We start from the raw sequence: 22,045 nt of genomic DNA, 5'->3' as shown, positions 1-22,045 counted from the left end.
CTTCTTATCTAATGATTTCTGTGAAAATTTTTTTAAGTTTTTACACAAAAAGCGACCAAATAATTTTTGGTCGCTTTTAATCTTCAATAGAAATCTTTACTATTAAGTTGTTAACAATCTTAAATTCTCCTTCTTGCCCAACTTCTAAATCATCAATTGTTATATCTTTTTCTTCATCAACTTCTATTTCAACATCTTCACTAACCATATATTCATATTCTTCATTATCAGTTTGAATTGTTAATTTTACTCCTGAATCATAATTAGTTATAGCAATTATCTTTCCTTTTATCTCTAATTCTAGTGCTTTAGCCTTTATTGATTCTACTTTTCCATCTTCAACCTTAACTTCTACTTCCATTCCCTCTACAAGATCTGATAAATCAGCTTCTTCATCTTCTATTTTAATTTTAACATCTTCATCTATATTAAACTCATATACTTCTTTTGATACAGTTACTTTTATGCTATCTTCATCTATAGATGTTAAAATACCTTCTATTTCATACTCATCTACTTCTTTTACATCCTCTATTTTCTCTTCATCTTCAATTCCAACTCTTTCTCTGTGAACGAAAATTTCTCTTATTCTATTTTGCTTATCAACTACTACTGTAATTGTATCTCCTATATTAATATCCTCGAACTTTCCTTTTTCATCTCTGAATTTAACTTTAGCACCTTTTAACACATCGAATATAGCAAGCATATGTTTTACTTGAACAGCAATTCTTCTAGGCTCTACTTTAGATATTTCCTTTACTTCGCCTGTATACCTTATTATTATTTTTTGAACAAAATCATCATTCCTTAAAACTTCTATATATACTACTTTTTCATTTTCTAACTCTACTTTTACTCTATATCCTTTTTTAATATCTGAAAAATCTATTCTTTCTTCACCATCATAGATTATAGCATTTTCATCTACAATAAAAAATTTTAACTCTCCATCTATTCTAAGTACTAAATTCTCTTCATATATTCCATCAACTACTCCTATTATCTCTTTGTCATCTACATTACTGTCTACTTTATCATCCAATCTTGAAAATAGTACTGCCATTTCAGCTCTAGTCATAGTACCCATAGGGTTAAATCTTTTTTGAGGATCTCCATTCATTAATCCTAACTCGTTGGCTAAATATACATATCCAACTGAACCTAACGGAACTGCTGGAGCATCAATAAATGGTAACTCGTCTTTCATATGCTTTAATGCTTCCTCTTCATAACCTAATGCTCTTATTACATATTTAGCTACCTCATGCCTTTTAGCTGGTCCTTGTGGATTGAAATACATCATATCTACATCGTCTAGTATTCCTTTTTCATACGCTACCTTTATATAACCTTTCGCCCATTCGCCTACTTTCTTACCTTTATATTTTTTTGGAAGTACTTTTACTAATTTTGCTTGGTCTTGCCATCCCATTATTCTTAAACACATTATTATAGTTTCTAAGTTTGTAACAGGTTTTTTAGGAGCATATATACCTTTGCCATATCCTTCTATAAGGCCTTTTTTAGCCATTTTTTCGATAGCTTTTCTAGCCCATGAATAGCCTTCTAAGTCATCAAATACTTTATTAGTTAAAAATACTGTTGGGTCAAACTTTTTAAACACCTTTTCAACCTTCCAACTTTTATCTTTATCCCAGCCCTTTGCAAACGAAACTGAAATAGTCATTGAAAACAACATAGTAAAAACTACTACTAATGATACAACCTTTTTCAACACAACAAACACCCTCCTTATTTTTCTTTTGTAATATATATTCGGAGGGTGTGTTAGTCTTTTTAGGGTGTTTTTTTATTTTATCTAGCTTTTTGTGTTACTATTACAGTTTTAGCAGTAAATATTCCACCATCAAAATTTCCTATTACTATTACTTTATCTCCTTTTCGTAGATTTCTAAATTTTATTCTATCTCCATCACTATCTATAAAAGATGTAAATTTAGTTACATCTATACGAACAACCTCTTTTTTGCCTGTATTATAGTTAATTACAGACAATACTATAACTTCTGCATCATCATTTAAATATTCTATCTCTCCTTCATACCTATCGTTCTGCTCTCTAGGTTCTACTTCCATTGAAATTATCTCATCACTTTCAATATCTACTTCAACAAAGTAACCAAGTCTCAAATCGTATATATTACCATTTTTATTATCAATATCTATATCGGCATCTTTAGATATGTAATACGACACTTCTTTACCTTCTTCGTTAACTATCGTTATTTTTGGTCTATCAGCAATAAGTATTTCTTTAATCGTACCTTCATCTTCTCTTTTAATCACTCTTGCTTCAATCTCTTTTATAACATTATATTCGACATCTATCTCTACTCTGTCGCCTCTTCTCAAGTCAGTAATTTCTGCATTTTTATCGTTCCTTTCTATATCTGCCCTCTTATAGATAGGAAATTCATATAATTCACCATTTTCATCTTCAATTACTAAATTAGGCTCTGGATTATACTTTATATCTTTTATAATACCTGTTATATGTTTATCTTTACTTTCTGCTACAATCTCAACTATTTTTTTATTTTTAACTTTTAATTTAACTAAATCGCCCTCTTTGATTTTGTAAATAAATGACTTCTTATTATCTAAAATTACTTTTACATCTCTAGCTAGATAAAGAGCTTTCGTTTCGTCCCCTCCATCTTTTTTATATTCTATTGTAAGTATTGCCGGGGTTGTAAGAGCTAAAGACTTCACTTTACCTGAATATTCTTCTTCTATACTTTTGACTTTCATTGATACTATTTTATTTTTATCTGTAACTTCAGCCTCAACAATTAAACCTTCTACCAGTTCAGTGAATTTTATCCTATTTCCATCTAATGTTATATCTGTATCTGAATTAACTTTATATATATTCTTCTCTTTATTCTCATCTTCAATAGTAACATACATTTCATTAGTAGCTTTCAATATACTTGATATAGTCCCTGATACTGTTACAGTATCTTCCACTAAAATCTGCTGTTTCTCCTCGTTTTTGTCAATATAGTCATAAGCTATCGAAAGCATCTTTGCCATTATTGCACGATTTACAGAGTTTTTAGGATTAAATTTACCTTTAGAATCACCTTTTGCATTGATTATACCTTTTTGTATCATCATGTCTACATATGGTGTAACCTGTGCAGGAATAAGTTCCGCATCTTTAAAAGGCAATACTATTATAGTTTTACTTTTTGCTTCATCTTCAAGCCCCATAGCTCTCGTAAGAAATATACATATTTCTTCTTTAGTAGCTGGCATTTTAGCCCTTCCACTTTTATAATACTCTTTTAAAACTTCTTCTGAAATTATACCCTTATGTAGGGCAACAGCAATGCCTTCATAAGCCCATGGTTCAACCTTTAACTCATCTAACAGATGTTTATATTTGTTTTTTATAGTTTCAATTGTACTATCATCTAATTTATATAGCCTTGAAATCATAACTAAAGCCTGTGACTTTGTAACTTCTTTAGTAGGTTTAAATGTAGCATCCGGGTATCCTGTAATTATCCCTAAATCCTTTACTTTTTTTATGTACTCTTCTGCCCAATAATTATCTGGTACATCTGTAAATATTTGAGCATATGCAGAAATGTTAGTTAAATTCAAACTAAATATCAAAACTGAAAATAACACTACTTTCACTATCTTTTTAAAAAGTTTCATATTTAAAATACACCCTCTTTCTTATAGATTATAACAAATAAAAGAGGAATTCCCCTTCCATTTATCTATTTTAAATATATTTCTGGTAATTGTCTTTTGCCCAGTCCTATACTATATTTGAAGTCAAGCAATGCAATATTATAATTATAAATCTGATTTGCCAAATCATTTTTTGCTTTCATAAGTTCTATTCTCGCCTTAGTAACATCATTTGGCGTTTTTTGTCCGGCTTCATAGCTCAACATTGCCAATCTTAATGCTTCTTCTGATTTTTTTACTGTCATTTCACAAGTTTTAATTTGTTTTTCAGCAGTCAAAAGTTTAAGATAAGCCATTCTCACTTCCATTTCTATTCCCTTTTCTACCGTTTCTAGATTTTTTATAGCTTCTTCAAGTTCTATCTCATATTCTTTATATTTGTATGTATTTTTAGGATATATCGCTTCTGCTGCTTTAAACACTAATTTTGTCAATTCTGTCTTTTCTTTTGCTACTTTTAACATTGCATTGTTCTTGAATGCTTCTTCTATAGAATCTTCCAAATTTATTTCATCATGCTTTTCATATTGAACAGTTCCATCAAGTTTTACTTCCTGATTTAATGGCAATCCCAAAATATTGTTGAAATTTACTCTTTGAAACTGATAATTCATTTGTGCTGATGTATAGGCTGTCTGAGCTTGAGAAACAGCACACTCCATTTCTAAAAGTTCTTGATTTGATAAAAGTCCGAGTTCGAACATCTTTTTACTTTGTTCATACTGTTTTTTAGCCAATTCTAAACTTTCTTTAGCTATTTCCATGCTCTTTTCAGCTTGCATCAAATCATAATACGCCTTTTCTACATCATATTTTATCTCATTCTGCTTTATCTCTTTATTCCACTTAGCTATTTGGAAATTTAACTCTATTGCACGTTTGGCAACTCCCATATCGATTTTCTTCTGTTCCATAATTTGCATCGGTGTTTCTCCCGGCAACAAAGCTTTCTCTTCAGGTGTCATATTTTTTAACTCTTCTTTATAGTCCTCGTATTTATCTAGCCTTTTCATTTCCTTCTTATAAAATAGTTCTGCTTTTTTCACATTTAAATCTTGAATTAAAATATTTCTATTATGTTTTAGTGCATAATCTACTGCTTGTTGCAAATTAAAACTCATTACTTTTTGACTATTATCACTATCGTCAGTACAGTAACCTATAGGAACTACTGAAAATAACAGTGCAAAAGCAACCAATATCGATAATATTTTCCTCATTTCAAAGCCCCCTTTTATATACCCTTTAATAAAAGATTATCCCATTTAATGCATATTGTCAATATTTTCAATTCGAACAAAATCCTCGATTTTTTTTAAAAAAAAGTACGGGCATTCGGCCCGTACTTCCTTGTTCAATTATCTTTTAAAGAATAGTACCTTAACTACTCCATCTTCCATTAAGAAGTATAATGTATCTCTAGTAGTTCCTTCATCATCAATGTCTGAAAGATCTGCTTCTTCAAATGTAGCCTCTCCATCCTCAACTATTACTCTGTATACTAACACATCATCAGCAACTTTATAAGTTGTTCCTGATACATCAAAGAAGTCGCCTGAAATTGAATCCTCATCAACTGTACCTTCTGCAGCACTAAATTCTCCTACTGTTATATCACTCATCTTGTCATATACTGCACTAGCTACAATCTTAATTTCGTCATCTGATAATAATTCATAAACAATTACTGTATTTTCATCTTTTTGGTCTTCTGCTTTGTATGTTTCTGTTCCATCTGGAGTAGCTACTTCATATTCATATTTGTATCCACTTGAAGCTATTTTATCTCTGTCTAAAACAAATGCAACTTTATATTCTTTAGTTTCTCCTAAACCACTAGGTACATTTATTAAAAGTACAACATTAGCTCTTATATCATCAGCTCTAAATACTACATTAAGGTCATCTCCAACTGTTTTCTCAATATCTTCCCATTTAACATATCCAACACCGTTATTTGCTAAATCGCTTAAGTCAAATATTGTTGCATTATCTACATAAATCTTACCTGCATTACCTTCTAATTCAATGTAATCATATTTAGAATTAAATTCATCACCTGTATAATTTGTTACATTAACCTTTTCTGCTTTAACTATTTCATTGTCTTCATCGATAGTGAACTTATAGAATGAATTTATCTTACTAGTTAAATCACTTTCACTATAAGCCGTTAAATCACTATACTTAATAGTTTCATCGCTAGGTATTGATACTTCGTAAGTTACTTCGTCGATTCCTTCGTCTACTACTTTCTCTACTCTTATCTTCTGGCTGAAATCATCCTTAGCTACTACAAAACCATAGAATGTAGTTGTATCCTCTTCAACGTCTGCTGAAATGTAAACAACATCTCCTTGGTTGTTTAATAATGCTACAACATCTTTATCAAATAATTTATCTAAATCATCTAAACTTGATACTGCACTTCCGTAATTTTCTCCTTCATCTGTTGACATGTAAACATTGTCCGCTACGTCAACATATTCTCCATCTATTCTTATTTGTTTATCATCATCGTCTATTCTATCAAATTCACCTTTTACTTTCTTGTCTGTTGCTACTATGATATACTTACCTGAAGCATACTCATCATAGTCGAAATACATACCTTCTTCAAGATCTTTATAATCAGCTGCCTCACCATTTATAACTACTATAATTTCATCAGCATCATCTAAATCTCTTATTGTTTTAGTCTTGTCTCCTTTAGTATATACTATTTTGCTGTCTGTTATATCGCTGATTAAACCAGCTTCTTGTGGATTATAAGCTTCAATAGCTACTATTTCGTCTCCGTTTAATACAAATTTAGCAAATAATCCACTGCTTAATTTGTCAGTTCCATCTAACCTAGAACCGTCTTTGTATATTGTAGCTATTACTTCGTCTTTGTCATTTAATGCAATATCATATGTTTTGCCTTCATTAAGAAGTTTAATATCTTCTAACTTTTCAACTTCTACTTCTTTTTCTTTAGTATCTCCATTAATCGCAGCTATATAGTCATATTTAACTGTTGACTCAACTGTAATGTCTAAAACTTCTCCGCCTTTAATCCATAATCTCACTATTGCATTCTCTAATCCAGCAAGTTTAATTCCATCTAATACTTTATATTCTTCTTTTTCTGTATAAGCCCCATCTTTTTCCTCATTTACTACTATTTCTCTTTTGTCTGTATCTACTGAAACTACTTGAGCTTCAACAGTACTTAAACCTAATTTGTCAAGAAGAGTTTTGTCTGACTCTTCGTATTGTTTTAAGTCACCATAGCCTGTTTGAACCATCATTTTTACATCTAATGAATTGTCTAATAATTGAGCTACTACTCCTCTTGGAGCTGCAAGACCAATTACTCCATCTACACCATCAGTTACACCTTTTTCCTCAGCTAATGCTAGGTAACCTAATGGATATCCACCTCTGTCCTCAGCAGCAGGTTTATATCCTAATGCTCTCATGATTAATGTTACTGCTTGTTCATAAGTTACAGGAGCATTTGGAGCAAATGTTCCATCTCCCATACCGTTAACATAACCTAATTTTGAAGCTATGTTGATATATCCTGATGCCCAATAATCTGCAGGAACATCAGTAAATTGAGTAGCACCTTTAGCTGCATCAGCTGCTGCTTTTAAGTTTAATGCTCTTATAACTGCAGCAGTAAATTCTGCTCTTGTAATAGAATTGTTTGGTTTAAATGTTCCATCTGGATAACCGTTTAAAACACCTAGTGCAGCTAATCTAGTAACTGCATCTTCATATTTTGTACCTTCAACATCACTTGGAGTAGCTGCGAAAGCAAAACTGAATGCTCCAAGTACTAATGAAAGTACTAAAACTAGAGATAAAATCTTCTTCATTGTTAGAGTCCTCCTCCTTTTTGTATTTTAAATTTTAATTATGAAGAAGTTTAAAATTTTTAAAATATGTAGTTAGACTGTAACTTCTTCTTAACCAGTCTAACATGATTTCAAGGCATGTTTTAAGACAATGCCTATATCATATCACTAATTATAGCATTGACTAAATAATCAGTCAATGGTACAAGTTTTATTGTAATAAAATTGTAATATTGTGTAATTTTATTTGTCTTGCTACATTACCTATTATATATTAAAAATAGGTAATTTACCATTACAATTATGTTACAGTTTGATTGCAATAAAATTGCAACTAAGTACTTCTAGGTGCGATGAAGAAACTCTCCTTAAAAATCTATATTTTAACCTGCATAATAAGAAGGTATTTCTTCATCAGTAAAAGAAATACCTTCTTTTCATCATAACTTTTTCTATTCTCTAGTACCTAGTACCAAGTACCCAATCCATAATACCAAGTAGCTAGTACCTATCGACTATTAATAGCTGCTTTAATAAATTCTCTAAATAATGGATGGCTGCGAGTTGGTCGTGATTTGAATTCTGGATGAAATTGTGATGCTACAAACCATGGATGATCTTTTAGCTCTATTATTTCTACTAATCTCTCATCTGGTGAAATCCCACTTATAACTAGCCCTTTTTCTACTAGTTTATTTCTAAATTCGTTATTAAACTCATATCTATGTCTATGTCTTTCATATATTAATTCTTCTTTATAAGCCTCTTTAGCCTTAGTTCCATCAACTAGTTTACATGGATATAAGCCTAATCTCATTGTTCCGCCCATTTCTTCTATATCTTGCTGTTCTGGCATAATATCTATAACTGGGAATTTTGTATTCGGATCAAGTTCTGAGCTGTGAGCACCTTTAAGTCCAACTACATTTCTTGCAAATTCCACTACTGCCATTTGCATACCTAGACATATTCCTAAGAAAGGTATCTTGTTTTCTCTTGCGTACTTTATTGCACATATTTTACCCTCTATTCCTCTATCTCCAAAACCACCAGGCACAAGAATACCGTCAGTATCTTTTAAAAGTTCATCACAATTATTTTCATCAATTTGCTCTGAGTGAATCCAATTTATATCTATTTCTACTTCGTTTGCTATACCTGCATGTCTCAATGCTTCTGCCACAGAAATATATGCATCTTTTAACTCAACATATTTCCCTACTAATGCAATTTTTACTTTTCCTTTTGGATTTTTAAGTCTATCTACTATTTTTTCCCATTCTGTTAGGTCTGGTTCACCACATTTAAGTCCTAAATGTTTTATAATCATCTGAGGAAGTCCTTCTTTTTCTAACATTAATGGCACTTCATATAGTGTTTCTGCATCTAGGTTCTGCACAACATTGTTGTGGTCTAAATTACAGAATAATCCTATTTTTTGTTTTATCTCCTGTGAAAGTGGTCTTTCAGTTCTACATACTATTACATCTGGCTGTATACCTATACTTCTAAGCTCTTTAACACTGTGTTGAGTTGGTTTAGTCTTAAGTTCGCCTGCTTTAGCTAAATATGGTACTAATGTAACATGAATATACATTACATTTTCTCTACCAACATCATACTTTATTTGCCTTATAGCTTCTAAAAATGGTAAACTCTCAATATCACCAACTGTACCACCTATCTCTGTAATGACTACGTCTACTTCTTTTTCTTTTGCAACTCTAAATACTCTTTCTTTGATTTCATTTGTTATATGCGGAATTACCTGAACTGTTCCTCCTAAGTAATCACCTTTTCTTTCCTTTTTAATTACAGACCAATAGATTTTACCTGTTGTAACATTGCTGTTTTTGCTTAGGTTTATATCTATAAACCTTTCATAATGTCCTAAGTCTAAATCAGTTTCTGCTCCATCATCTGTTACAAATACTTCACCGTGCTGATATGGGCTCATAGTACCTGGGTCAATATTAATATAAGGGTCAAATTTTTGAATAGTAACTTTAAGTCCTCTGCTTTTTAATAGCTGTCCAAGAGAAGCAGCAGTTATCCCTTTTCCTAAAGAAGATACCACACCGCCTGTAATGAAGATGTATTTGGTTGGCATTTGACGACCTCCTTTTTGAAAATGCATAGAACAACATATTTTATGTGTCCTCTATATATGTAAAATTTTTTTTGTCTTATACCTACATAACTATAGTATTTTATCTTACGTTAAGAAATATGTCAATGTTTTGATAATACAGATTATACTTAAAATAACAAATTAAAAAGCATGCAAGTTAATCTCACATGCTTTTTTTATAATCCATAGGAAATTATATATATTTTAAATTATGGATATAAAATATAATTTCCGTAATGGACATAGGCAAGATCTTCCTTGATTTATTTGAATCAAAGATTTTGTTCTTTTTACTATACTTTATTCTAATTCTACATATTCTATTTTTCTAAAAGCACTTCCACAGCTTTTTGCAACTGTTTATCTACATTATCTGGCTTTGCATATTCAATAATAGCTTTAGTTAAAGCATCTTGAGTAGTAAAATCTAATACTCCATAGCTATATAATCCTTGGTCTTTTTGAAATTTCTTTATTGCTTCGAATGTTACTTCATCAAATATTCCATCTGGTTTATTTACTTTATACCCTAATATTTCTAATATCATCTCTGCACCCAATACATCTAGTCCCACAACTCCAACTGTTGGCTTTCGCTTTTTATCTAAAGTAGGGATTTTTGATAAATCTACTTTAGGCTCTAATGTATTTTCTACTATTATATCTGGTTTAATACCTACCTCATTGACTTTTCTCATATTTGGAGTCAGATATTCTGCTATTGTGATTTTCATACCTCCACCATCTATAAGCGGTACAACAGTCTGTACTGTACCCTTACCATAAGTTGTAGTTCCTATTATTATACCTGCCTTTGAATCTTGAATTGCTCCTGCAAATATTTCTGATGCACTAGCACTACCACCATTAACTAATACTGCTAGTTTATACCTAGGTTTTTCTAAGTTTGAATTATATGTTTTAATAGTTCCATCTGCCTTTTTAATATGAACAACAGGTCCTTTAGGAACAAAAAATTGAAGTACATCTATAACCTCATCAAGATATCCTCCAGGATTGTTTCTTAAATCTATAATTAATTTTTCTATATTCTTTTCATCAAATATCTTCAATATATCTTTTAAATTCTCAAAGGTATTACTATTAAACTGCGATATTCTTATATATCCTATTCCATTATCCATAATTTTATATGTAATTGGATTTATCTTTATTATTTCTCTAGTTATGTTAAAATAAATAATACCATCTACACCTTCTCTTATTACTCCTAATTTTACCTGTGTTCCAGGTTCACCTCTAATCAATGATGTCGCTTTATCTATTGTTACGCCTTTAATGTCAATATCGTCTACCGTAACAATTCTATCTCCTGGCTTTATTCCTACTCTTGCTCCAGGAGTCCCGTCAATAGGTGATATTACTGTTATATATCCGTCTTTTTCAGTAATCTGAATTCCTACTCCTCCAAAATTGCCTGATACAGATGTATTGAATTCTTTAAATTCTTCTGGTGAATAATAATTACTATATTTATCGAGTTTACTGAAAACTCCCTTTATTGCTCCTTCTATAAGTTCTTCTTCTGTAACCTCTCCTGCATAATTTGCTTTGATAAATTCAATTATCTGTCTTAGGTATTCTAAGTCTTTGTTAATTTTGATCTTTTGATTTGGTTCATTATTTACTCCATAGGCAAAATCAAGTGTCATAGTCACAATAATTAAACTAATAAGTATACCCATAGTAAAACTTTTAAATATCTTCTTATAATTCATTGCCCCATCTCCTTTCTAAATATCATATAAAATATTCTATGCATTATATAAATATCCTCTAATCAATTATTGCTTTTTTATTTCTCAGCTATCAACTATCAAAACATAGATTTTAGGTAGTACAAGAACAAAATCTTCGATTTAAATAAATTAAGGAAGATTTTGCCCATATCCATAAACGGAAATTATATTTGAATTTATCCACAATTTAAAGTAGTTTATAATTTCCTATGGATTATAAAAATTCCCGACGGAATATTCCGTCGGGAATTTTTTATATTCTGTCTAATACTTTTAGGAATCTATAAATCATTGTAGCAGCTTCAGCTCTAGTTGCAGTTCCTTGTGGTACAAAGGTTGTTGTAGTTCTACCTTTGATTATACCGTTATTAAATGCAATTGAAACTGCTTCTCTAGCTGTTTCTGAAATTTCATCCTTATCTTCAAATGTAAGTTCAGAAACTATAGCCTTAGTAGCATCAACATATTTTAATGCATTTGCTACTATCACAGCCATTTCTTCTCTAGTTATTGCTGCATTTGGATTGAAAGTTTCATCTGTTTTGCTGATTATTCCAGCCTTAAGTGCCGCTTCTATATATCCTGTAAACCATGCATCTTTAGTATCTGTAAATGTTCCTGAATATTCTTCCTTCTCTAATCCTAAAGTACAAACTATTGTCTTAACAAACTCGGCTTTTGTAATAGTTCCTTGAGGATCATAGTTTATTCCATCTCTACCATCAACTATTCGTCTTGCTGCTATAACTCTTATCTCATGTTCAGCCCAATGTCCAGAAATATCAGCAAATGTTTTAGTAAATGCCATTAAAGCATATTTACTAAAATGCTTAAGTTCAGCTATTACTACATTATTATCTTTATCAACTTTACCTCCTACATACTCCCACTTACCTGTTTCTTCATTCAGTGTATAAACTCCTAGTAGTTCCTCATCTACACCATTAAGCTTAGATTCATCATATTTAAATTTAACTTTAACTGGTTTATTGAATCTTTCAACACTTGATTTAAATTCATAAACTCGAGTAACTCTTACTGCTTCATCACTTGCTTGTGATTCTACATCTTTTTCATCTATTACATTAACTGTTACTTTAACTTCATCATCAAATGTTCCTTCTTCAAATGTAAGTTCTACATTTCCTTCAGAATCTTGAACTTGCCCTCCATTAACTGGAATAACTTCTGTTACTACACTTTCTTCTATTTCTGACTCTTCTTCTGTGTCAGTTGTACTATCTGTGCTTCCTCCTCCTAAACTAACATATGAGCTTCCTGAACTTCCTTCAGAAGTTTCAACATTAACTGGAAGTTGGATTAAAATAGTTCCTTCATCTACATCTTTAACTAAAATTAATCCTCCATAATTTGTAACTTTATTCGGAACACTAATTTCAGCACTCTTAACCATGCTTTCATTTGGCTTAACTTTAGTAGATGTTTCATCAAATTTAACAATTGCTTCAGGATCTGCATCACTAATGTTAACTATTTGTTTAGTATATTTTATTGTTGTAGGATCTCCAGCTGCAGCATAGTTTTCAATATAAACATAATATGTTCCTGCAGGTAAACCAGAAATGCTTATCTTTTCAGAAGCATCTCCATCTGCATCATAAGCAATTGTATTAAATTTACTATCGAATAAATATAAATCAAAATCGTCCTCATTAGGATATGTTATTGATTCAATTGCAACATTAAACAAGAAATTCGGATCATCTTCTGTAATAACTACTTTATCTAAATAGCCTTCAGTTGCATCACAATCTTCCCCAGTACCAAATTTAATTAACATCTCTTCAGGCTCTGGTAGATTTATTAGATCTACTAGATTTGTACCTTCTACTAAGATATTTTTCTCTTCACCAGTAAGATTAGTAAATTCTATACTCTTATACATCTTATTTCCTTCTTCAATCTTTTCATCAATACCATCAGGGTTTGCTACTATTCCTTCAAATCTAACAGTTATTTCATAAGCTGCTGTATAAGAAGCTTCTCCATATACTTCTTTCTGTAAATCTCCAGTCATAGTACTTGCATAAATATCTATTTCCCAATTTCCTGATTGTGGATATTGTATTTCATATACAAGTGGTTTAGTAGGATCTTCATTTCCCAAGCCTGCATATCCAATATATGGATGTTTCTCAAATCCATTAGGATCAAAAGGTATTGCTCTTATTCTTCCAAACTGTCCTTCTGAATTTTCTATAGCTTTTAATTCTATTACAAGTTTGTCTATTCCTTTAGGTACATTTATATAATTTCTATCGTATTTAGCAGTCTTTACTTCTCCTTTAATTACAGTCGAATATAAGTCTCTACTATTTAAATCCTGTCCTTTTGCTATAGTAATTGGAAGTTCTCCATCTATTAATACAGTATCTGGACTATCTATTTTAATAACATCACTATATAATCCTGGTTCAATTTCTGTATCGAAGTATATAGAGAATTTAACTGAATATTCCGCTGGTATATTTATTTTGTCAGTTGACAAACTATACCATGAAGCATCACTTTGTTTAATTAATTGTAAAGTTATATCTTTATCTTCATTATTAGTTATTTCAACTATAACTTTTCTTGGTACCTCTCCATTCCTTACATAAATACCTGTTGAGTAATTTAATTTCTCACTATAACTTGTATTTATACTAATATCATATTTAGTTCCATTAACTTTTTCTTTGATATAGTCATATGCTGCTACTACATCAACAAGTCCTCCACCTTGTTCAACAGGAAGATATCCATCAAGCTTTCTGCCTGTTTGCTCTAATGCTTCTTTTAATAAATGTATATCTATTCTATCAGCAATTTCATCTTTTCTTGCACTTTCAGTAAGCAATGCTACTAATCCTGCTGTATGTGGTGATGACATACTTGTTCCTTGATATACCGCATATTTTCCAGCCCAATCTGGTATACTTGATAAAGCTGAACCAGGTGAAACAATTGTTGGTTTTATAGCCCCATCTTCTCTTGGTCCTATTGATGAGAAATACCATAACATTTCTCCTGGAACATCGTATTTATAATCTTCCCTCCAAGTTGTTTCCTCAATATATGCTCCAGATGTAATAGCTAAATCTGCATCTCCTGGTGCTCCTATTGTATTTATACCTGGTCCTTCATTACCCGCTGAAATACAAAATACTGTTCCATATTTTTCAGTTAAAAGATTCGCATATATTGCTTCTAAATTAGAACCATCATTAATATCTGGTGATGATCCAAGACTCATATTTACTATATCTGCACCATTTACTGCTGCATAGATCATACCGTCTATAATGTGGCTCATTGCTCCTCCAACATTTGATCCCAATACCTTTATAACCATTATTTTAGCTCCAGGCGCAACACCTGTAAAACCTTCGATTTCTTGGCTATTACCCGCTGCTATACCTGCTACATGTGTTCCATGAGTACCTCCGTCAAAACCTAAGTTTAAATGAACTCCTTTAGAGTCTTTTTGCACATATGTTAAAACAAAGTTTACTGTCTCGTCTGGTTTGTCTTCTCTTGGGAATTTAGCTACATACCTTTTATTCTCATTTTGTATTCCATCTTTATATGGTATTAATTTAACTTCATCTGTAAAGTCACCATCTAGGTCTGTATCAACATATACTGATTCGTAATTTCCATCTTTATCAAGGTCTGCAACAAGAATTGGATAACTTTCTTTTATACCATTAAAGTTAAAGTCAAAACCTGTTGGATCTTCTTTACCTAACCAATTTTCTTCGCGCCCGAACAATCTCTCATTCGGGAATATACCTTCATATAAAGTACCCATGTATACAGCTTCGCCTACTGTAATTTCATCTGGTACTATAAAGTTTACTGTATCTAAACCTAAATCTGGCATATAAACTTGTTTGTATACTTCACCATAAACTGATTCTACAACAGTAGAGTAACTAGCTAATATATCCCCTTCTGTTGTCATGTCTTGCCAGTCTATTATCTTTATCTCTCCGTTAGTTGTCCATTGAAGCATCTCATGACCAGGGTCAACTCCTGTATCTAATACAGCTATTGTTACTCCTGTACCATCAACTTCATGAGTATCTCTAAATGTATCAGCTTTAGTATCATCTAACGTTGTAAATAGTTTAGGAGTAACTTTCTCTATTTCCGCCTTAATATCTTCAAAACCTTCTTTTTCTCTTGGGTCTAATGTGTAAATTTTATCTAAAGAGATCTTTTCAATACCTTCAATGTTTAATAACTTATCAGCTTTATTCAATGGAATTGTTACAGCATATAAATCTTTTGTTATTTGTTGTATAACCTTTGCTCCTGATTTTATTAATTCATTTTTTATATTTTTTCCATCATTCTGAATGATAAGCCTTATCTTGTTATTGTATAAATATGGATTATTGCTACCTAACTCCTGTTGTTTCTCTTCTACAAAATTAATTACATTCATTAATTGAATCTCGGGATTAACTACTGGTTCTTTTAAAATTTTAACTTCTTCTATATTTTTTATATCATCATCTTCAGCTACTATAGAAGAATTCTCAGTAGCAAATCCAGCAGATACCATACTAAATAAAATAACAAAAATAATTACTAGCGATAATAGTTTTTTATTTTTCAAAGTACACCCCTCCATAATTATGCTTTAACCGATTTTGTTAATTAATCCCATCACTTCACTCCATTACGTCAACTAATCACCCCCCTTACCAATATATTTGGGATTAATTAACAAATCAAATTAGCTAACGTAAGTAGTTATTCTATAAAAATTCTTTTATACCTTCTTTTTTTAGAAAAAAATTTTGAATTTTTTTATTTATCTGTATACTTTAATGATACATATAAAAAGAACCAAAGCTTAAGCTCTGGCTCTTAAAATTTTGTAGATCTATAATCCCTGCCAAACAACATTAAATTGATATGGTGGATTTCCCAAATCATTTTTATCAATTTCTATTGTAATAGAACAATAAGTAATCACCTGTAAATACATTTTTTTAGGATCAGGTTGTTTTATGCCAATATAGATATTATAATTCCCATCGGGCATTTTCTGAATTTTATTAACCTCTATACTATATCCCGAATTTGGAAACTGTTTTGAAATAGTTACTATAACTTTATCATCTTGCTCTTCAATCTGTATATCTTTTTTTATTTCACTATAAGTTCTACTATTTTCAATAACTTTAAATGAAATAGATTTATTGTTCATTTTCAACTCTTCCTCTAATCTTTGTAAAAGTATAATAGCCTCAACTTGAGACACAGTATCATTAGGTCTAAAACTGCTGTCAGAATACCCTTTTATAAGCCCCAAATCATAAGCTTCCAAAATTGGAGTAATATATTCATCAGTTAATCCGTCTAAATCAATGAAAGGATTTTCATGTTTTTCAACTATTTCCACTCCCCCATTTTGCTTCAAACACTCAACAATCCATTTAACCGCTTCTTTACGCAATAACTGTTCTTCACTTGAAACGTTTTCATCTGTTAAAATTCCTTTTATTTTAAAATAATTAATAACATTTAAAATGTCTTCTTGTTCAGAACCAGTTTGTAATAAATCAGAAGTTTTAATCAAACTATATAGGGAAACTAAGAAATCACCTTTAGAGATTGGTTTGTCAGGAATAAAATTTGAATAATCTTCCTTTGTTAAATAAGCAAAATGAATTTTCATAAAATCTTCATCTACTAATTTTTCTGCCCAATGTCCATTTAACTTCTCACTAAAGTCAGCGGCAGAAAAGGCAGCACTAGAAAACAATAAATTTATAATGATTAAAACTAAGCAGCATTTTTTAAACATTTAACCCCCCCTCTTCTAATATAATATTAATAATTATATCTTTTTGTTTTTATTATATCACTAAAATTCAAAGCAAATATTTCATTATGATTACAAATTTTCACAAAAAAGCACATTAAAATGTTCCAAAACTGTTGGTAAAGTAATTTATTTTTAGAACAAAATCTTCGATTAAAATAATTAAGGAAGATTTTGCCCATATCCACAAACGGAAATTATATTTGAATTTATCCACAATTTAAAGTAGTTTATAACGACTCTGGCATGTAAACATGCTAGACAAAGTTTCAATAAAATCAACATTAATTTTTTAAAATATGGGATTTTATTATAATTCCCTATGGATTATAAAAAACAGGCTAACAGCTGACAGCCAACAGCTGTTAGCCAATAATTCAGTATTATAGTCTGTTAGAAATGCTCTTATTTTCAAATCCTAATATCCTAATATCATATCTCTATAATATGTCTTAAAGTCTTCTTGTAAATAGCTAATAAATCTATTTAAGAAAACTGCTGCTTCTGCTCGTGTCATATAATCATTTGGATAAAAATATCCCTCAGGACTACCTTCAGCAAGTCCTATTTGTTCTGCAACATATACTGCTTTTTTAGCCCATTTAGGTATTTTTTCATCATCTTTAAATCTTGTTGTAAATGGTGGATTTGGAGCTAGTCTTTCTACCCCTAATGCCCTGATTATTATAGTTATAGCCTGTGCTCTAGTCAAATTGCCTTTTGGCATAAATTTATTATCTCCTACTCCATTCATTATTCCTTTTTCTTTTATTACTTTAATATATTCATAATCAGGATTTTCTTTAGTTACATCACTAAATACTGGAGGATTAACCTCTTCTTTTACATATGACCTCTTTGGCTTTTTTTCCTCTTTAACCAGCTTTACTGCTTTAGCTATCCACTTAGCAAATTCTTGCCTCTCTATTGGCAAATTACCTCCAAAATATTTATTATTCGTATCTATTATCTGAAGACCTGCTAGTTTCTTAATATCCTTTTCTGCCCAATATCCTTTTATATCTTCAAACTTAGGAATATACATTTTCTTTTGTGTAGGATGAGTTTCAAATCTATCTACACCATTTCCTCTATTTCTTAACTTTGCCACAACATAATCCTGATCTGCTCTAATTAAATATGGAAGATCGTATTTATACTCCATTATCGTTTCTTCTTTCTCTGTAAGAGTATATCCACCATCAAAACTGGATAAATATGCAGCATTCTCAAAATACTCAATATTTTTAGTCCTATTAAATGAAACATCTATATCTGCATATCCATACCAATTTAAAGTAGTATCTCCTGAATTTAAACTATAATTTATGTCTTTATGTATTTTTTGAGTTTCTGTTGCTCCCCAGTAATGGTCATAACCATATATATTTCCTGTAATTTCTACTACAACTTGTCCTTCATCTTTGTTAATTGAATATGTCTTAGTTCCCACCCAGTTACCTGAATAAAAAGCAACAACAGGTTGGTTATCATCTATAGTCGAGTTGTGAAACTGATAATCTACTAATGTATAAATTGTCTTGTTACCATTATCTTTTACTACAATTTCTTCATCATAATCTAATATATTATTGACTTCAATTACTTGACTCGGATGAGAACTATCATCTATTATCCTCTCTAGTTCTATATCTCTTTCTAAAGTAACTTGTCCATCTTTACTCGATAATTCATATTTGTACTCTAGTTTCTTGTCTTTAATCTTTATTGCAACCTTTCCTTCTAAAAGAATAGGTATACCAGTTAAGAAAATTACTTCTTTATACTGTTTAGTTTTCTTATAATCCATTTCATTTTTATGAATACCACCTTCAAATCCTGCATTGTTTACTTTAGCATAAACTGTAAACGAATTAAACATTAGTGCTAATACTAGTATAACTGTTATTCTTTTCATTATGACACCCCTCTTTTGAAACTAGTACTTGGTACTAGTTTCAAAAATTTAAAATTTAAAATAAAAAATGTAAAACATTTATTAACTATTCCCTGTTATATTACCTAACCACCACTATATACCCAACATTATTATTTCTCAAAATGTATAAACTATCACCTGGTGATATATCGTTAATAGTTATATTACGTCCTTCTTTTATGATTAATGCTTTATTCACATCTAGAGTAAATATTGTGTTATTAATATTCCAAATACCTTTAAGCTGATTCCAATCTCTAACATTCTTCAAAGAAATTAATTTTGCAAGTTTATCCACATTATCCACATCTGCTACTGTGATTATCTTCGGATTAGTATTTTCATCTATAATATTCATTGCTATTACCATAGAATCATATTTAACAACATAGGCATATTCTCCATAATAGCTATTTACTAAATATTTACCTTTTAAAAATCTACTGTTAGTAAAATCGGTTACCGAAATCTCTATAGGGTCATCTTCCCTTGTATCTAAAATTTTTGTATCTTCACTAATATCAAAGCTTATTTGTCTTGTAGAAAAATCCCAATTGTTATCCTCTAAAATATCATAATCATCAAGTTCAAATCTATACTGATCTATTTCATCAATTCTTCCTCTATATATAACAAGTCCTGTTGATGGTATGTTTTCAACTGAAATTAATGCAGCTGTGTATTTATCCTTTCCTTGAGATATTACGTAAATATCATCTCCTTCATTTAGATTATATGGATGAATTACTCTTCCGTCTTTTATAATTATAGTCCCCTTATCATCATAATAAATCTCATTATAATCTACTTTTATTTTATTCTGACCATAAGCAATATTTTGTATTGAATTATAATAGTCTCTCTCATATCCGTTTTTCAATATGATCTTAAACGCTTCTTCTTTACCATATTTCTCATCAGTAGCTAAATATACTTCTTTTCCTAAATACTGTTTAAGATTTTCTTTTGGAACATTTAAACCATCAGAATAAATCTCTACATTAGAATCTAAAGCTAGTTTTATACTTTCATCTTTGTATAGCCATTTTGCATGTTGATAATAATATACATCACTTAAAATAATTTCATTTCTGCCTAAGTTTACAAAGCTTAACTTCCCTTTAAAAATATTTTTAAATTGCCTGTCATCTGTATAAACACTAACTTTTATAGGCACATTTCCTTCGTATTGGTCAAATTCAAGTTTTACTATGTCTCCTTCTTTTATACTGCTTAAGTTAATATTTGTATCTCCTTTTATTACTGGAACATACGGCTTAATGATAAATTCGTGTTTTTTATTATCCTTTAATAAAGTCAGTTTATTGTTCTGGCTATCAATATAAAGAACCTTCCCGACAAATATTCTATCTCCTGGATGAATATATCCTTCCTCTTCAATATCTATATATCCATCTATCTTTATTACCTTCCCACCACTAATCGTCAATGTTACATCCTGTCCATAAAGTAAGTCACTTAGCTCGGCTTTATTATCATTTACTCTTATATCGACTCCAGGAATTATATTAAAACTGTGAATACCTCCTAAATAGTCTTTAACCGTAATTTGATTATCACCAACTTTTTCTATCGTTCCTTCAAGTAAAGCAGGTATGTTATTTAAAACCTCAACAAAGACAACATTATTTTGAGGATTAATATAATACTTTATATAGTCATATTCATTTAATTCATTATGTTTAGTTAACTTGCCATTTTTATAAACTAAAAATCCTCTGTCATAGATATCTGTTTCCGATTCCTGAGCTATAAAGTTTAAAATATTATTTTTATCATCTTTTATTCTAAATATTTTCTTTTCAATAGTAGTCTCCTCATCCACTTGATAGTTTTTATCTATTCTTTCTACTAAACCGGTACCTATTTTATACCCTTGTTTAAGTAAAAAATCTTCAAATATATTATCTAATAATTTAGCCATTTCTGCCCTTTTGAGATAACCTTTAGGATTAAAATACCCTTTGTCATCACCACTCATTACACCTTTTTGTAATAGAGCTTCTATAATAGGTATATTCGTAGTTTTTATTTTCTGCCAATCTTTTAAGTTGTATATTTTCTGCTGTGTTTGTCCATAAATTGGTTTTAAGTCTAGTATTCTAGATACCCATATAGCCACCTGTTCTCTATCTACAGGCTTTTTCCATGTATATTTTTTCTCTATCTTTTCTCTCAATTGGCTTTCTATATTTTTTATTTGATTATCCGTTAAATTAGGATCTGTTTCATATGAAATTATGTTTTTTTCAACTTCTAATTCTAAATTATTTTGTTCTTCCTCTGTCAAAGTCAAAATATTGTCAATTTCTTCTTGAGTAATTATATTGTTTTGAAGTGCCGCATCTATATATCCTCTTGACCAATAATCATTTGGAGTAAGGATTTTATATCCTCCTGTATCCATATTCTTAATAGAATTTTCACCTAAAATTTGCGCTTGAGAGCTAAGGCCCAATAGCCTCACTAATAAAGCTATAGCCTGTTCTCTTGTCAAAATGCTATCAGGATGAAATTTATTATATCCATCTCCTTTTATTACTGAGAGACTACTCATTCTGTATATAGAATCCTTTGCCCAATGATCTTCTATATCTGTAAAGTTAATATTGTTATATAATTCCTTATAAGTAGGCAATCCTTCATAGGCTAATGTTTCTTGCCCTGATGCTGCATAAGAGACAGAAACTATTGAAACAACCATTATTACTGCCGTTAATAAAGCTATTATTTTCTTCATTCTGACACCTCGCTTTAAATTAGGTACTAGGTACC

10 protein-coding genes are annotated in these 22,045 nt (G+C 30.4%); all 10 read right to left on the bottom strand.

All coding sequences use genetic code 11. The features are described 5' to 3' along the window. Positions 1-76 precede the first annotated feature (76 nt). The 10 genes from AB4Y15_RS00860 to AB4Y15_RS00815 all read right to left on the bottom strand — a co-directional run bounded on the left by AB4Y15_RS00860 (position 77) and on the right by AB4Y15_RS00815 (position 22,010). Positions 77-1,741, bottom strand: a complete 1,665-nt coding sequence (locus AB4Y15_RS00860; RefSeq protein WP_427337862.1) for an S-layer homology domain-containing protein — start codon at positions 1,739-1,741, stop codon at positions 77-79. A 77-nt stretch (positions 1,742-1,818) separates the two neighbouring features. Continuing rightward, a complete protein-coding gene (locus tag AB4Y15_RS00855; RefSeq protein WP_427337861.1) occupies positions 1,819-3,693 on the bottom strand; it encodes an S-layer homology domain-containing protein in 1,875 nt (624 codons plus the stop codon). A 65-nt stretch (positions 3,694-3,758) separates the two neighbouring features. Then, positions 3,759-4,952: a TolC family protein gene (locus AB4Y15_RS00850; protein WP_427337860.1), complete on the bottom strand. Its 1,194-nt coding sequence runs from the start codon at positions 4,950-4,952 to the stop codon at positions 3,759-3,761. A 138-nt stretch (positions 4,953-5,090) separates the two neighbouring features. After that, a complete protein-coding gene (locus AB4Y15_RS00845; RefSeq protein ID WP_427337859.1) occupies positions 5,091-7,598 on the bottom strand; it encodes an S-layer homology domain-containing protein in 2,508 nt (835 codons plus the stop codon). Positions 7,599-8,085: 487 nt separating this feature from the next. Continuing rightward, positions 8,086-9,687 (bottom strand): CTP synthase, encoded by a 1,602-nt coding sequence (gene pyrG / locus AB4Y15_RS00840; RefSeq protein ID WP_427337858.1) that lies wholly within the window; start codon positions 9,685-9,687, stop codon positions 8,086-8,088. Between the two features lie 341 nt (positions 9,688-10,028). Further along, complete coding sequence (locus tag AB4Y15_RS00835; RefSeq protein WP_427337856.1) at positions 10,029-11,447, bottom strand: S41 family peptidase; 1,419 nt, start codon at positions 11,445-11,447, stop codon at positions 10,029-10,031. Between the two features lie 274 nt (positions 11,448-11,721). Beyond that, on the bottom strand, positions 11,722-16,095 hold the full coding sequence (locus AB4Y15_RS00830; protein ID WP_427337855.1) for a S8 family serine peptidase: 4,374 nt from the start codon (positions 16,093-16,095) through the stop codon (positions 11,722-11,724). 270 nt (positions 16,096-16,365) lie between these two features. Further along, positions 16,366-17,292: a protease complex subunit PrcB family protein gene (locus tag AB4Y15_RS00825; RefSeq protein WP_427337854.1), complete on the bottom strand. Its 927-nt coding sequence runs from the start codon at positions 17,290-17,292 to the stop codon at positions 16,366-16,368. A 436-nt stretch (positions 17,293-17,728) separates the two neighbouring features. Next, the gene (locus AB4Y15_RS00820) at positions 17,729-19,228 is read right to left on the bottom strand and encodes an S-layer homology domain-containing protein (RefSeq protein WP_427337852.1); all 1,500 of its coding nucleotides are present in this window, start codon (positions 19,226-19,228) and stop codon (positions 17,729-17,731) included. 100 nt (positions 19,229-19,328) lie between these two features. After that, the gene (locus tag AB4Y15_RS00815; RefSeq protein WP_427337850.1) at positions 19,329-22,010 is read right to left on the bottom strand and encodes an S-layer homology domain-containing protein; all 2,682 of its coding nucleotides are present in this window, start codon (positions 22,008-22,010) and stop codon (positions 19,329-19,331) included. Between the last annotated feature and the right edge of the window lie 35 nt (positions 22,011-22,045).

Origin of the sequence: Caloranaerobacter longqiensis (genome assembly GCF_050286925.1) — a bacterium.
Classification (GTDB): domain Bacteria; phylum Bacillota; class Clostridia; order Tissierellales; family Thermohalobacteraceae; genus Caloranaerobacter.
This window is presented reverse-complemented; position numbering and strand designations above follow the sequence as displayed.

Excerpts from the sequence above, each read along its gene's own strand:
- pyrG (WP_427337858.1), bottom strand. The coding sequence starts at position 9,687 with ATGCCAACCAAATACATCTTCATTACAGGCGGTGTGGTATCTTCTTTA.
- AB4Y15_RS00855 (WP_427337861.1), bottom strand. The coding sequence starts at position 3,693 with ATGAAACTTTTTAAAAAGATAGTGAAAGTAGTGTTATTTTCAGTTTTG.
- AB4Y15_RS00825 (WP_427337854.1), bottom strand. The coding sequence starts at position 17,292 with ATGTTTAAAAAATGCTGCTTAGTTTTAATCATTATAAATTTATTGTTT.
- AB4Y15_RS00850 (WP_427337860.1), bottom strand. The coding sequence starts at position 4,952 with ATGAGGAAAATATTATCGATATTGGTTGCTTTTGCACTGTTATTTTCA.
- AB4Y15_RS00835 (WP_427337856.1), bottom strand. The coding sequence starts at position 11,447 with ATGAATTATAAGAAGATATTTAAAAGTTTTACTATGGGTATACTTATT.
- AB4Y15_RS00815 (WP_427337850.1), bottom strand. The coding sequence starts at position 22,010 with ATGAAGAAAATAATAGCTTTATTAACGGCAGTAATAATGGTTGTTTCA.
- AB4Y15_RS00845 (WP_427337859.1), bottom strand. The coding sequence starts at position 7,598 with ATGAAGAAGATTTTATCTCTAGTTTTAGTACTTTCATTAGTACTTGGA.
- AB4Y15_RS00820 (WP_427337852.1), bottom strand. The coding sequence starts at position 19,228 with ATGAAAAGAATAACAGTTATACTAGTATTAGCACTAATGTTTAATTCG.